The organism is Bacillus basilensis (assembly GCF_050630465.1).
Lineage (GTDB): Bacteria > Bacillota > Bacilli > Bacillales > Bacillaceae_G > Bacillus_A > Bacillus_A basilensis.
Genome location: NZ_JBNTQO010000001.1, coordinates 43,083 through 58,150, shown reverse-complemented (window position 1 = coordinate 58,150; position 15,068 = coordinate 43,083). Strand labels below are relative to the sequence as shown.

The following is a 15,068-nucleotide window of genomic DNA, read 5'->3' as shown; positions in this document are numbered from 1 at the left end:
TCCCCTTCAAACCGGCAATTGAATTTCAATTTTCGTACCCTTTTTCAGCTCAGTTTTTATTTGAAATGATCCCCTCATTAACTGAATACGTTCCTTCATACTTTTTAAGCCGAGCGCTGACTCTCTTACGTGATCTTGTATAAATCCTATTCCGTTATCCTCTATGTAAAAATACAGCTGATTATTTTCTATTTTCAAAAGAACATTTACCTTTTCACATGAAGCATGTTTTTTACAATTATGTATTGCTTCTTGACTAATACGCCATAAAACTTCTTCTATTTCATCTCCAATTGAAACCATTCCATCAATTCGAACTTCCACGTGAACCCCTAACAACTTTCCGTAATTTTTAATTGCTTCTGCTAAACCTTTCTCTAATCCTTCCGGTCTTAATTGCCAAATCAAAAGTGTCATCTCTTGTAATGCTTCCTGTGATAATTCTCCAATATAGCTCAACATCTCTTGCAAGTCTCTATCTTGTGTCATATTTAGAGTACCTTTTGCTGTTAGCATAATAGAAAATAACAATTGTTTTACTGAATCATGTAAATCACGTGCAAGTCGATTTCTTTCAGCTACCACTACGTATTTACGTTCTTTTTCCACTAACTGAATACGTTGTATTGTCGTTCCTATTTGAAATGCAATCGATTCTAATAATGCTAATTCTTCCTCTGAAAAATGTGTTTTTTGAGGAGAGGCGACATTTAATAGACCAAACTTCTCCGATCCAGATCTAAGAGGAATTGTCGCATGATGCGTAACATCTTCGGTATCTCCCCAATTACATTCAATCGCATCCTCTATTCGCTTACATTCAATAATATTTGTCGCTTTTTCCAATCTGCCATTTACAAAACGCTCTACACACCAGCAGTCTCCTTCACACATCGGCTTTTTCTCTTGCCACGTAAGAGCTGGTGGTAAGTTTTGATCTACAAGCATACGGTGCTTTCCACTTTCATCAATAAAAAAGATCCACCCTGTTTGTAAATTCATAACTTGTAACAATGTATGTAACACTTTTTCTAACATGTCTTGTAAATCTGTTGCTTCATTTAATAATTCAGCAATTGCTTTTAATGCTTCTAAACGATGCATCTCTTTTTCTTCAAAGTTCATTTTCATCACCAACTACCATTATAACATTAAGAAATTTCTAAATTCTACAAATAAAGAAAGAACTGAATTCCTTCAGCTCTTTCTTTATATCAAATCATTTTATTATTTTTATTCTATACAATGTTGGAAGCAGAATTTTTTTAACAAACTGTTCTACTTTAGCTGTCCGATAAAGATTGCCCACTGTGGATATGCTGTAAACTTTCAGTAGTAACAACCATATTGGCTGCTGGCATTTGTACTTGATTCTTATGGAACATAGACATTAATTCAAATCTTACTTGTCTAGAAGTTTCAAAATAATCTTCTGGCTTTATTAAACCTGTAATACAAAATTCATATCCAACGTATTTCAGATTCGGGTTTAAATCTGTAACACCAACATATTTAAATGGTTCAACAGCTTCATCATCTACTTTATAAAGACTTGGAGCCAATTTTTCATTACAATTAACACAAACTTCTTCTAACAATTCCTTTACTCTTGTAGGATCTTCCTGATAACTTACCGTAATCCGTTCAATTACTCGCATCCATCCTTTATTAAAATTTTGTATCGTTCTAATCTCTCCATGTGGTATGGTAAGGAGTTTTCCTGACCATTCACGAATTTGCATAAAACGAATACTAATTTCCTCAATCGTTCCTGAGTTTGTTCCGTTAAAAGTAACAAAATCGCCAACACGAAACTCTTTGTCCGCTAATCTCGCAAAGCCTAATATAACATCTTTCAACATCTGTTGTGCAGCAAAACCGATAACAACCCCTGCTATCCCTGCACCTGCAATGATACTTTTTATATCTACAAATTGGCTAATTAAATATATGATTAGACTGATGATAATAATATATCTAAAAATAGATCGAATCACACTTTGAATCGTTTGCTCTACCTCTTCATCAAAAAAGCTTGATTTCCTAAAAAACCAATCAATAATGCGATTTATTACAAAAGAAATAATGATCAGAACTAAAGCAAATAGTAAAAATCTTAAAAGCAAAAACTCCCGTACATAATTAAAAAATTCTTCAGTATACGTTAATAAACTCATCCATCCACTTCCTTAACTAATAAAAATTTCATACAAAACTGATTTATTGTAATACTTTTTGATTTCCTTAAAACTTGTTACACATCCTCCTATAAATATACCCTTTTTCATAATCTAAAGGGAGATTGCAATAGAATTTTTTATAAACGACTTTATTTTATGACCGCAATACTTCCATCAACAAAAAAGGAAATAATAATACCGCGCCGAATAGTTCATTTGAAAATATTTTAATTCGCGGAGGTTACTAACAATGGGCTATATCGAAGAACTAAGAGAAGTTATTGGATCAAGACCACTCAATCTAGCAGGAGTTGCTGTAGCTGTTTTCAATGAACAAGGACAAATATTACTTCAACAAAGACGAAATGGAATTTGGGGTGTCCCTGGTGGATTCGTTGAACTAGGTGAATCAACAGAGGAAGCAGGAAGACGAGAAGTGCTCGAAGAAACAGGGATTGAAATAGGAACTTTACAGTTAATAAGCGTATTTTCTGGAAAAGAATTTTTTGTGAAATTACCGAACGGGGATGAATTTTACCCTATAACGATCGCATATCTTTGCAAAGACCTTACAGGCGGTACGTTAAAAGCTGATGGAATTGAATCATTACATGTACAATTTTTTGATATAAATGCGTTACCAGAAAAAATAAGTCCGTTCCTAAAAAAACTAATCGAGCAAAATGTCGTTTCTATTTAAAAGTAAAAAAGAGACCTTTTTTAACGGCCTCTTTTTTCACTTCACTTCTGCGTTTAAACAAGATTTAAAATGTCCAAGTGCATATTCATGCCCTTGCGCATTAAAAGATGCAACCGCCTTTTCATAAACTACAATTTTAAATCCTTTATTATAAGCATCTACTGCTGTATGAAGAACACAAATATCAGTACATACCCCTACAAGGTGAACCTCTTCAATTCCTCTTTCTCTTAACTTCATCTCTAAGTCTGTTCCTGCAAATGCACTATATCGTGTTTTATCCATGTAATATACATTCTCATCATTTTTATATGTTTCGTATACATCTTGTAATTCACCAAACAAATCTCTTCCATTTGTACCTGCTATATTATGAGGCGGGAATAATTTTGATTCAGGATGATATACATCATTCTCTTCATGTTTATCAATAGCAAAGACAACGTAATCTCCATTTTCAATATAATGCTTCGTTATATGTACAATTTCTTTTTCAATTTCTTGGCCTGGTTTTCCGCAAGTTAAAGCACCGTTTTCCGCTACAAAATCATATGTATAATCAATATTTATAAGAGCTCGTTTCATTACTATCTCTCCTTCTCCTGTTTCACAGTAAACAATAGAAAATTTGTTATTACGACATCGTATGTACTATTCGACATTTCAAATGAAATACCTACATTTTTCTTCTGAAAATTACCTTAGTCCGAGTTTATCATATAATAGATACACAATGGTAAAACAAAGAGCTCCTATTAATAAGTCATGAATTTGATAATTGAGCGTAACTTGAATAACCTCTTGTATCGTAAACCAAAATACTTTCATCACCATACTAATCAAGACGATACGAATACACCGATTCACATCTTCAACCTCTTTCTCTGGCATAGTAGTAATAAGTGATTTCTTCCTATTTAATCGTATTTGAAAACGAAACAAGTTATTCACTATTGCACACTCTAATCCAAACAAAAAAGCACACTACTGTTTGGAGTAATGTACTTTTTACACTTATTAAGATGCAGGTTTTGTCTCAAATGTTGCTTGATTAAAACTAATAACCTTTCCTTTCGGGTCATTATTTTCATACTGAACTGCAGTAATTGTATGACTACCTGTTTCAAGCGTCTTTTCTTTTAATTGTACTGTTGTCTGTGTTGTACTAGTTACTTGATGTTTATCTGCAAATACTTGATCTACAAATACGAATGTTTCTTTATCATTTTGAAAATTAGAAAGCTCTAATTCAACGTGTTGAATTAAAGTATCCTTTTTAATGAATACAGTTGGTATATTACCATTCTCAGAAGTACCATCTGGAGTAATAACTTTCACTTTTCCTTCTCCAACTGGCACTGCTCCTTCAGGAAATACAACTATATTCTCATTACTTGCGTTTACAACTTGTTCTTCCGGCTTTGATTGTGTACCCTCTTTTTCCTTTGGAGCACCACAACCAACTAATAACAATACAGACAATCCAGTGATTATGAATTTTTTCAAAATTCATCCCCCCTGTCATTTCATTATAATTTATTATACAAAAATAACTTTTAAATTTTAAGACTACTTTTAACACTTTCATGAACAAATAGAATCTTGCTCACGATTAATGTATCATACTTTCCTTAATAGAACATTAATTTTTTTTATGAAATAAATAGTAATTCCCTCTTATCTATCATTTTAACCTAACAGATTAATTACATACCTGTCCAAAATAAAAAGACATTGTTCATTCAATGTCTTTTTATTTTAGGCTTTAAAAAACAAACGTTGTAATCTCATCTACTTCTTTTCTTGGAAGTTTCTTCGGTTTATCCTTCGGAAAACCGAGTGAAATAACCATATTTATTTGTTTTTCAGACTCAATTTGTAAATATTGTCGTAGTTCATCTTGAGCTAATAATACAGGTCCTGTCATTGGGCAAGTACCAAGCCCCTTCGCATGTGCAGCCAACATTAAGTTTTGTGCCGCTAAACAGCTACTCTTAATTCCTTCTTCTTCCCAAACTGAATTTGGAACAAAAGCAATTGGATCAAATATCTTTTCACGAAACTTTGATTCATATGGCGTTGCCAAACATACGATTAATACTGGTGCCTCCGAGAAAGCTGTTGCATATGGTCCGAAAGAACGTGTAAGTAATTTCCCTGCTTTCTCTTCTCCGTTTTCTGCAGCTTTTGCCGCAAGTTTATGTAATGCATCCCATGTCATTTGTTCAATTTCTTTAATTTTTTCTCGATTCATAATGACCAAGAACTCCCAAGTTTGTGAGTTCGTATCACTCGGTGCATAACGAGCACAATCAATAATTTCTTTTATATCACTAGCGGATATTTCTTGTTCTGTGAACTTTCTAACACTTCGTCTACCGTGAATTACTTCTTTAAAATCTTCATAATTCATACATTAAATCCCCTTTTTACAGCGTTTTCAAATCTTGTCCTATGCTTGAATTATATCATGAAAAAAAGCTGGAGGAATACCAGCTTTTTTTCATGATATTAGTTCGTAACTTTAAACAAACTAATACTTTCTTCATATGCAACTTGGAGTCTCTTTGTAATTGGCCCTCTTTCGCCGTTTCCGAACTGCTCGTCACCAATTTGAACGACTGGGAATATTTCAAGTGGTGTCGCTGTGAAGAAGCACTCATCGGCCTCATATACTTCTTGAAGTGAAAATTCTCTTTCTTCTACTTCAATATGTAACTCTTTCGCTAATGTAATAACGTAGTGACGTGTAATGCCGTGTAGAATGAAATTGTCAGCCGGATGTGTAATCAATTTATTATTTTTCACCATAAAGAAATTTGAATGACACCCTTCCGTTACAATTCCATCTCGTACTAATATCGCTTCTTGATAGCCTTGTTCATTTATTTTATTTTTAATCATGATATTAGGAAGAAGATTTAATGATTTTATATGGCAAAACTTCCATCTTATATCTTCTTCTACTGTTACCTTGATTCCCGCTTCCATTGAAGCAACTGGTCTTGGAAACGAAACAAGATTTGCAAAATATGTCGGTTGTAAGTCTGACTCATATACATGATTACGTGGTTGAGCCCCTCTTGATATTTGCAAATATACATTCCCATCTTCTTGAAATTGATTTTTTTCAATCATTTGATGTAACTCTTCCACCAACTCTTCCTTCGTAAACGGTGGAATTAATTTTATTTCTTCCATAGAATGAAAGAATCGTTCCAAATGTAAATCTAATAGATGTGGTTTCCCATCATATAGTCTAAATACCTCGTATATACCGTCACCAAATTGAAAGCCTCTCTCCTCTAATGGAATCATCGGTTGTTCTTCCTTCGTATTTACAATTCTCCCGTTAAACAAAATCCAATCTTTATGAGTAGCTTTCATTTATTCCCACTCCTTTATTCCATGATTGTTTTAATTGTACAACTTATCCACACTCAAAAGAAGGAATTTTCTGTATTTTTATAAATAAAAAAGTACATCACCCATTTAAAGTGATGCACTCGATTATTCATTTACTTCAGAAAATATTTTTCAATATCATCTAACATAAGGTTTGCAGCTACAATACCACCTGCTGTATTCCAAATCACTTCATCTACTTGGAATACTTTATTATCTTTAGAAGCCTGTAACTGCTTAAATAGTGGATCTTCTGTCCATTCTTTCGCTAACGTGTTTCCTTCATTATTTTTATCCGCATCTTTATCCGATGTGAAATAGAATAAATAGTCCCCGTCCATATTTGGAATTTGCTCTTTTGTAATTCCTTTAATTGCAAATTCATCTTTATCTTGTAATGGTGGCCGTTTAAATCCAATATCATTTAATACAACGCCTGAGAATGAATTTTTTTGATATATACGAACATCACCAGGGACGAAGCGAATAATTGAAACTTTAGAATTAATTTTATCGCCTAATTGTTCTTTTATTCCTGCAATACGCTTTTTATAATCATTAAGAGCATTTTGTCCTTCTTTTTCTTTATTTACAGCTTTTGTATAAAGTGTAAAGTTTTCTTTCCAATCACCGCGTAATGTTTCAGCATATACTGTTGGCGCGATTTCTTTTAACTGCTCGTATATTTTTTCGTGACGCATTTTATTTCCGATAATTAAATCCGGCTGAAGCTTCATTACTGCTTCTAAATTAATGTCACGCTCAGTTCCTACTACTTTCGTATTTTTTAACTCTTTCGCTACATGAGGATACCATTTATCGCCAGCTCTTGGTTTTGTCGTTCCAACTGGTGTTACTCCAACAGTTAAAAGTGCCTCAGCGCCCTCATTTGTTAAAACAACAACTCTTTTTGGCGTACCATTTACTGTCGTTTCGCCCATTGCATGCTTTATCGTATATGAATCTTTTGCTTTAGCTGATGTATCATTTTCTTTCTTTTCTTCTTTACTACACCCTGCGATTATGATTGTTAGTAGCATAATGCAAAATATAAGCATATTTTTAGTGCGTATCATAAGTCCTCCTAGTTGAAATTGATTATCATTTACTTTTTAAAGAGTAATGTATATCTCATACATTGTCAATAGATATATCAGAAAACTTTTTCAATATATAATTTAGACCTCATTTTTATTCAAAATATTTTGTACTTATTTACTGCTCATATTATTTAACCGTAACATGTGAAAAATAAGTGGACATAAGAAAGTAATTGTCATTCCAGTCAATACATAACGTAAATAATACATATCAGGTATTACTTTTTTAATAGGAGCTGTACCATTAACAAGATACTAAGACCCAATACTGTTTTTGACACTTGTATTTTTAAATTATTAGTTTCATTCATTTTAATAAAATGATTTTCTAGCATGATACCAATTGTAGAACCTGTCAAAACTCCTAGCAATTTAAAATTATCTATTTGGTCCGTCAAAAAATACATAATAAGTGAAACTACCAATACAATTCGTTGTAACAATATAAATTTCCTATCACTTAATTCCACTGTTACTTTCGTATATAAATAAACAACTATGACACTAATTAAAACGGCACCTATTATATCACTGAGCCAATGTACACGTAAATATAGACGAGAAGTAGCAATAAATATAATAAAAATAATTCCAATGATCCAAATGATTCTCTTTTTACATAAAATCATGAATGAGCCCCAAAATGTTGTCGCTAACTGGACGTGCGTACTTGGAAAAGAATAACTTGCGACTGATTTTTCATATAAAGCTTGAATTCCGTCATATGTATACGGTCTTGGGATTTTCATAAATTCTTTTGCCATTATCCCTATATATCCAGAGAAACAAAGCATAACAATCATATGAAATGCTTTTCTTTTAGAAACGCACCAATATAAAATCGAAATTACAACTAAATACAACGTTTCATTTGCAATACTGGATATAAGTTTAAAAAATGTTGTAAGTACACTTTCTTCCAGACTGGTCATCCATTCAAGAAATAACATATCAATATTATACATAAAAAACGATACCTCCAAAAAAAATCCTTTTACTATTTGTCAGCACTTAATATAAACTAGTTGATTAACATTTCAAATTTATACACCCATTTACGTTACAGATTAAGAATACATAGTACCACATACTAAAAACAGATAATATGTTATATACTCTAATCATTTTTATAAATTTTAATGAAATTTTGAGCTTTATATACAAAGCCATTACAATTACAAATAAAAAAACCGCCTTATGTAAGGCGGTTTCTATCATTTTGCTTTAACCAATTTAAAATAAATATATACGATTGATAGTGAATATAACGCATGCAAAATAAAAGAAATAAAAGGGCTATTCCAGTGGTACTATACAGCAAACCGAACTTTAAAAAAATATTTAAAAGCGGCGGAAAGTTCGTTATGTTTTGTAATGTAATAAGCATACAAAATAAAAGGAAAAACACAGGCGCATATTGTAATTCATACGGCTTTCTCTTCTTATTCATTCTTTTTCGAATAAACATATGGCTTAGCTCTGCCGCTAAAAAACACACTCCAATTAATACAAGTCCAGAAGTCATCGTCATACATCCACCTGCCTTATATTTATCCTGCATAAGTACTCATCGTTATATTTTCTTCACATATATTCCATCTTCCTCATTAAAACCAAAGCTCTCAATGAAAGATTTTGCTTGTTCTGTTAATTCCGTTTGTAATACCTTTATCTCTTTCACATTTCTTTCTTTCATCATCGTTTCAAATGTAAAATACGTATTTGTTCCATAACCGTAACTTTGATAATCAAAGTTAATAATTAGCTGAGATAGAATCGCACTCTCCTCTTGAACACGATAATCTATTACACCAATATATGTATCATCGACTTTCACACAATACTGTACTTCTTTCTCACTTAAACTATGTGAGCGAAACATTTCTTTAACAACGCTTTCATTTTCTACAGTAACTTTCTCAAACGTAATCATGTGTTGTCCATCCTTTTACTATTATTGTATCAATAATGCGTCCTATTTATGAAAAAAACCTTAAGACCATATGCGATCTTAAGGTTTTTCAAATTAAACTAAGCTATACGCACGTTTCGTTTCTTCGTGGAACTTATTCGTATCGTATTTATGCTCAACATAAATTTGGTGCCATACCATAAACGCAAGTACAGTCCAAATTTTACGGCTATAATCGCCTTTATCTGCACAATGTGCTTCCAGTAAGTTTAATACATACTGTTTGTCGATTAAATGCTCTGTTTTACTCTCGTTTATAATATTGATAGCCCAATCATGCATTTCGTCTTTTAACCAGTGACGAATTGGTACTGGGAATCCAAGTTTCTTACGATCTAATACGTGATCTGGAACGATTCCGCGTGCTGCTTCACGTAAAATAGCTTTCGTAGTTCCGTTAGCAATCTTTAATTCAGTTGGAATTTTAGATGCAACATCGAATACTTCTTTATCTAAGAACGGTACACGAAGTTCTAATGAGTTTGCCATTGTCATTTTATCAGCTTTTAATAAAATGTCACCGCGTAACCATGTGAACATGTCAATGTACTGCATTTTGCTTACATCATCATAATCTTTAATTTCGTTATACAATGGTTTCGTGATATCCATATAGTTAACACTTTCATTGTAATACTTCATTAATTCCGCTTTCTCTTCTTCACGGAAGATTTTCGCGTTTCCATAGTAACGCTCTTCAATTGGCGTACATCCACGCTCTAGGAAGCTCTTTCCTTTAAAGCCTTCTTTCAGAGCACCACTTAATGCTTTTAGGACGCTCTTTCCTGGGCTAGGAATGTAAGAGAACATTTTTAGTGAGTTTGGCTCACGATAAATGTTATATCCACCAAATAGCTCGTCTGCACCTTCACCCGAAAGAACAACTGTTACATGCTTACGTGCTTCTTTTGCAACGAAGTACAATGGTACAGCTGCTGGATCTGCTAAAGGATCATCCATATGCCAAATGATTTTTGGGAACTCATCCATAAACTCTTTCGCTGAAATGAATACGTTATGGTTTTTAACGCCTAATTTCTCAGCAGTTTCTTTCGCAACATCAACTTCACTGAAACCACGTTGCTCAAAACCAACAGAGAATGTCAATAGGTTCGGATTCATTTCTCTTGCAATAGAAGCGATAATAGATGAATCGATACCACCAGATAAGAATGAACCTACTGGTACATCACTACGCATATGCACTTTTACAGAATCATATAGCACATCACGAATCGCTTGGATATGCTCCTCTTTCGTTGCACTTGAAGCATTGAAATAAGGTTTCCAGTAGCGATGGATTTCCATCTCTTTACCGATTTCTTTTACGAAATAATGACCAGGCTCGATTTTGTTAACATCAATTGTTAATGTTTCTGGCTCTGGACCATATTGGTACGTAAAGTAATGTTGCAGTGACGTTGGATTAACGCCTTTATCTTCCATCACATGCATAATACTTTTCTTCTCAGATGCGAAGAATGTAGTATCACCCTGTTGTGCGATGTATAACGGTTTAATACCGAAGTGATCACGTGCACCGAAAAGTTTCTTCTCTTCACGATCCCAAATCATAAATGCAAACATACCACGAAGATAGTCTACACATTTTTCTTTCATATGTGCATACAATGCAATGATAACTTCTGTATCAGATTGCGTTGCAAACGTTGCACCTTTTTCAAGTAACATTTCACGTAATTCTACATAGTTGTAAATTTCACCATTAAAAATAATTACATATCGATCATTTTCATAAGTTAGCGGCTGATGTCCTGCCTCTAAGTCAATGATACTTAAACGGCGGAAGCCAAATTGTACATGTTCATCACGAAAATATCCTTCGTCATCTGGACCGCGGTGGAAAATCATCGTGTTCATATTTTCAAATTGATGTTTTTCTGCTTCTGAAAACTCTCTAGGGTTTTCACATAAACATCCTACAAAACCACACATACTTCTTACCCTCTTTCAGTTTTCATTCTGTCTCTATACTACTATATCAACCCTATTTATACTAGCATAATCAACTGAATATGGCGACCAAAAACTATAAAAAAATCACTCCATTTCACATTTTTAACAATTTTTTATGAAAACATGAAAACTAGGCACTCACCTTTCTCCGCTTTTGTCATATGATATTGCAAATTGATTTCTAGGAGGGAATACCATGAGTGAAGAAAAAAAAGACTCTTCTCGCCCACCGGTTCGCAATTATTTAAAGCAAATTGATGATTTCTTCGAGCAAACACCACTTCGTAATGTAATCGCTGATTTAAATCATTTTTTCCAAAAAGGAAACCGTTTATTAACATTCCCTGTAGATTTATATGAAGTTGGTGAAGAACTCGTTGTTACAGCTGAACTACCAGGTATACAAAAAGAACAAATTCAAATTGAAATACAAAGTGAATACTTAAAAGTCTCTGTAAAAGAAGAGATACTAGAAGAAGCTGAAGAAGAAACATCTCATAACTATTATCGCCGGGAACGCTCCATTTCAGAAGCATCAAGATTGATTAAATTACCGTACTCCATTAATAAAAAAGCAGCGAAAGCTTCGTATCAAAATGGCGTATTAGAAATTCGAGCACCAAAACTTCCACAGCAACATGATATTTTATCCATAGACTAAGGTAAAAAAAGAAGGGTGCTTTGCACCCTTCTTTTTAATCCACTAATCGCTTCATATCACGTATAATGTCTTCGTACGGCGTATTACTAATGCCACTATACTTTTTCATTACTTTTCCGTTTTGATCAATTAAATAAAATGACGTACCATGTATCACTTGACCATTTTCAGGTTTATCTACAAGTGATTGGAAATTATCTTTTGAAAACTTTGTAATATCTTCTAACGAATAGCCCGTTAATAAATTCCAGTTACTAGTATCCTCTGTAAACTTTTGAATGAAAGCCTTCAAATTCTCCGGCTTATCAAGGTCTGGATCTACACTAAACGAAACAAACTGAACGTCTAATTTCTCTTCTTTTGCCATCTTTTGCAGTTTTGCCATATTAGCAGTCATTGGCGGACAAACTGTTTGACAGTTTGTGAACATAAAATCTGCAACCCAAACTTTCCCTTTTAAATCTTTTGTGCCAAATGGCTTTCCATCTTGATTTGTAAATTGGAAAGTTTCTAAATCCCAATTCAATGGTTTACGAAGCTTTGAACCTGATCCACTACATCCAGCAAGTACAAAGAGACAAAATACAACCATAAGACCAATTACTTTTTGATAACGCTTCATTTATAAACCTCTTTTCTCTATCCTAAATTTAAATAGGTTATGTTTATCATAACAAAAGTTAACACTACGAGAAAATTGTTTACTACATTTGTTCACGAAATCGTACGAATTTACGTATGTTACTTCTTTATTTCAAGCGAATTACTAGACAAAATATATTTTTTCACTATTATTTCTCTACATAGAAGTTGCAAAACTAATTTTATTGGTGCTTTTGTAAATACCTATCCCTATTTTTTTACAATTACTTAAACATTCATCCATGTTATACACTGTATTCCTTAACAACATTTCGGTACAATACAATTACAACGATTTTAAATGAGGTGATGTTCATGGCAAAGCGCTATGAAAATATGGATAATGTTAGCACAAAAAAATCAATTCGCTCTTTTTTACGCTGGCGTAAAGAACGAAAGCAAAACAAAAAAGATTTTTCTTTCTTAGTAGAACAATCACCCGTTAAACAAAGTGCATTTTTGCAAAGTAATGTTGAAAAAACGACTGTCACATGGATTGGGCATTCCACTTTCCTTATCCAAACGAATGGACTTAATATATTAACGGATCCAGTATGGGCCAATAAATTAAAGCTAGTTCCAAGACTTACAGAACCTGGACTTTCTATAAAAGAACTACCTAAAATTGATATTGTCCTTCTTTCACATGGTCATTATGATCATTTAGATTTTTCAACACTTCGCCAACTTAACGATGACGTATTATACTTAGTACCCATTGGGCTAAAAAAATTATTTACTCGTAAAAAATTCAACAATGTAGAAGAGTATAAATGGTGGGAAAGTACGACTATTGATGACGTTTCCTTTCACTTCGTCCCTGCTCAACACTGGACGAGAAGATCATTATTTGATATGAATACTTCTCACTGGGGTGGCTGGATTATTAAGAATGACAATATGGAGGAAACCATTTATTTTTGTGGAGACAGTGGCTATTTCCAAGGTTTCAAAGAAATTGGTAAACGCTTTTCCATTGATATTGCTCTTATGCCAATTGGTGCTTATGAACCAGAATGGTTTATGAAAGTATCTCATGTTTCACCTGAAGAGGCAGTGCAAGCTTATTTAGATTTAAACGCTACGCATTTTATTCCAATGCATTACGGAGCTTTTGCACTCGCCGATGAAACACCCCGCGAAGCAATAACTAGACTTCGAAATAATTGGAATTTGCGTATGTTACCGTGGGAGCAACTGCATGTACTCTTCTTAGGTCAAACTTTCACTTATAATAGCGTAACAAATGATACGCAAGTGAATGAAAAAATTGAAACGTTACATGTATAACTGAGCTACTTATTTTCTATAACTAACATATAATATAGAAAATTATAAAGGGTGCTTTCTATGAATAAATATTTACAGACACGCTATATCATTAGCGGTAGTGCCTGTATAGCCCTACTTATTTCTTACTTTCTATTTACATAAAAAAGCTACTTGAAATATATTTTCAAGTAGCTTTTTTATTACTCTGCTAAATACATAAATCCGATTGCACCCGGACCTGTATGAGTACTAATAATAGGCGTTGTATAGAAAATTTCTGATTGAGCAAACCCACTCACTTTTTCAACCGCCTCTTTTACACTTTCAGCTAAAGGAATTGCTTTCGCATGTGGAATTGCTACAGCTTTTACAACTTTTCCAGCTGTATCTTCCTCAAATAACTTAGCTAACGTTTTTACAATTTGGCCTTGGCTACGCACTTTCGTTACAGGGTTATAAACACCATCTTCAAGGCTAGCAATTGGCTTTATATTAAGCAGTGAACCGATAAATGCTTTTCCTTTACCGATACGCCCACCCTTCACTAAGTTCTCCAATGTATTTACTACTACATATAAACGAGTATTCTTTCTCACTTCATCTACACGTTTTAAAATTTCTTCTAGTGAGCGTCCTTCATTTGCCATTTTCGCAGCTTCAATTACTTGATATGCTAAAGCATGTGTAATAAATTGCGAATCAACAACTGTTACTTTTGTATCAGTCATTGATGCAGCACTATTTGCAGTTGCCACAGTACCACTCATTCCACTTGTCATATGAATGGAAAGTACTTCACTTCCATCTTCACCTAGCTTGTCATACATTTCTACAAATGTACCCATTGCTGGTTGTGATGTTTTTGGTAGTTCCTCTGATTTAAGCATTTCTTCAATAAATTCATCCGGTTGTAGATCTACGCGATCTAAATATGTTTGTCCATTTACAGAGATTGATAATGGTAGAACATGAATGTCATACTTATCAATTACCTCTTGTGATAAATCTGCCGTTGAATCTGTTACAATTTTAATTTTTTGCATATTATATTCTTCCCTTTCCAATACGCTCTCCCTGTTATTATACTAGTATTCCCATTGCTTTCAACAATTTGGAACGAAATTTCATCAAATTAATTATATTTTTATATCTAAATCGA

Annotated in this window: 16 protein-coding genes and 1 pseudogene; 3 read left to right on the top strand and 14 right to left on the bottom strand. The window is 33.3% G+C overall.

The features are described 5' to 3' along the window. Positions 1–6: 6 nt before the first annotated feature. Both ACQVV1_RS00315 and ACQVV1_RS00310 read right to left on the bottom strand, forming a co-directional pair. Complete coding sequence (locus ACQVV1_RS00315; RefSeq protein ID WP_063223325.1) at positions 7–1,125, bottom strand: GAF domain-containing sensor histidine kinase; 1,119 nt, start codon at positions 1,123–1,125, stop codon at positions 7–9. Positions 1,126–1,283: 158 nt separating this feature from the next. Continuing rightward, positions 1,284–2,177, bottom strand: a complete 894-nt coding sequence (locus ACQVV1_RS00310) for a mechanosensitive ion channel family protein (RefSeq protein ID WP_063223324.1) — start codon at positions 2,175–2,177, stop codon at positions 1,284–1,286. A gap of 253 nt (positions 2,178–2,430) precedes the next feature. On the opposite strand from ACQVV1_RS00310, the gene ACQVV1_RS00305 reads away from it, so the two are divergent. Further along, on the top strand, positions 2,431–2,880 hold the full coding sequence (locus tag ACQVV1_RS00305) for an NUDIX hydrolase (protein ID WP_063223323.1): 450 nt from the start codon (positions 2,431–2,433) through the stop codon (positions 2,878–2,880). A 36-nt stretch (positions 2,881–2,916) separates the two neighbouring features. Here the strand turns inward: ACQVV1_RS00305 and ACQVV1_RS00300 are convergent, their stop codons facing one another. The 10 genes and pseudogenes from ACQVV1_RS00300 to asnB form a co-directional block, all read right to left on the bottom strand. After that, on the bottom strand, positions 2,917–3,465 hold the full coding sequence (locus tag ACQVV1_RS00300) for a cysteine hydrolase family protein (protein ID WP_242251838.1): 549 nt from the start codon (positions 3,463–3,465) through the stop codon (positions 2,917–2,919). A gap of 111 nt (positions 3,466–3,576) precedes the next feature. Continuing rightward, positions 3,577–3,831, bottom strand: a complete 255-nt coding sequence (locus tag ACQVV1_RS00295; protein ID WP_431168416.1) for a hypothetical protein — start codon at positions 3,829–3,831, stop codon at positions 3,577–3,579. A gap of 66 nt (positions 3,832–3,897) precedes the next feature. Next, on the bottom strand, positions 3,898–4,386 hold the full coding sequence (locus tag ACQVV1_RS00290) for a hypothetical protein (protein WP_242251835.1): 489 nt from the start codon (positions 4,384–4,386) through the stop codon (positions 3,898–3,900). Between the two features lie 259 nt (positions 4,387–4,645). Then, positions 4,646–5,293, bottom strand: a complete 648-nt coding sequence (locus ACQVV1_RS00285) for a nitroreductase family protein (protein WP_242251834.1) — start codon at positions 5,291–5,293, stop codon at positions 4,646–4,648. 98 nt (positions 5,294–5,391) lie between these two features. Next, positions 5,392–6,267, bottom strand: coding sequence for a D-amino-acid transaminase (dat, locus tag ACQVV1_RS00280; protein ID WP_242251833.1), 876 nt, complete (start codon positions 6,265–6,267; stop codon positions 5,392–5,394). Between the two features lie 131 nt (positions 6,268–6,398). Then, the gene (locus ACQVV1_RS00275; protein ID WP_242251832.1) at positions 6,399–7,361 is read right to left on the bottom strand and encodes an ABC transporter substrate-binding protein; all 963 of its coding nucleotides are present in this window, start codon (positions 7,359–7,361) and stop codon (positions 6,399–6,401) included. 135 nt (positions 7,362–7,496) lie between these two features. Beyond that, a pseudogene (locus tag ACQVV1_RS00270) lies at positions 7,497–8,350 on the bottom strand (phosphatase PAP2 family protein). A 230-nt stretch (positions 8,351–8,580) separates the two neighbouring features. Further along, positions 8,581–8,910, bottom strand: a complete 330-nt coding sequence (locus ACQVV1_RS00265; RefSeq protein ID WP_431168617.1) for a hypothetical protein — start codon at positions 8,908–8,910, stop codon at positions 8,581–8,583. Positions 8,911–8,958: 48 nt separating this feature from the next. Next, on the bottom strand, positions 8,959–9,318 hold the full coding sequence (locus tag ACQVV1_RS00260; protein WP_431168415.1) for a GNAT family N-acetyltransferase: 360 nt from the start codon (positions 9,316–9,318) through the stop codon (positions 8,959–8,961). Between the two features lie 93 nt (positions 9,319–9,411). After that, positions 9,412–11,313 (bottom strand): asparagine synthase (glutamine-hydrolyzing), encoded by a 1,902-nt coding sequence (gene asnB / locus ACQVV1_RS00255; protein ID WP_063223314.1) that lies wholly within the window; start codon positions 11,311–11,313, stop codon positions 9,412–9,414. 217 nt (positions 11,314–11,530) lie between these two features. Here asnB and ACQVV1_RS00250 point away from each other — a divergent pair, with 217 nt between their 5' ends. Further along, the gene (locus ACQVV1_RS00250; RefSeq protein WP_001288083.1) at positions 11,531–11,995 is read left to right on the top strand and encodes an Hsp20/alpha crystallin family protein; all 465 of its coding nucleotides are present in this window, start codon (positions 11,531–11,533) and stop codon (positions 11,993–11,995) included. Between the two features lie 34 nt (positions 11,996–12,029). Here ACQVV1_RS00250 and ACQVV1_RS00245 read toward each other — a convergent pair whose 3' ends face one another. After that, positions 12,030–12,617 (bottom strand): SCO family protein, encoded by a 588-nt coding sequence (locus ACQVV1_RS00245; protein WP_098556191.1) that lies wholly within the window; start codon positions 12,615–12,617, stop codon positions 12,030–12,032. Positions 12,618–12,952: 335 nt separating this feature from the next. On the opposite strand from ACQVV1_RS00245, the gene ACQVV1_RS00240 reads away from it, so the two are divergent. After that, the gene (locus ACQVV1_RS00240) at positions 12,953–13,927 is read left to right on the top strand and encodes an MBL fold metallo-hydrolase (RefSeq protein WP_242251831.1); all 975 of its coding nucleotides are present in this window, start codon (positions 12,953–12,955) and stop codon (positions 13,925–13,927) included. Between the two features lie 182 nt (positions 13,928–14,109). Here the strand turns inward: ACQVV1_RS00240 and ACQVV1_RS00235 are convergent, their stop codons facing one another. Further along, complete coding sequence (locus ACQVV1_RS00235; protein ID WP_063223332.1) at positions 14,110–14,952, bottom strand: DegV family protein; 843 nt, start codon at positions 14,950–14,952, stop codon at positions 14,110–14,112. Positions 14,953–15,068: the final 116 nt, after the last annotated feature.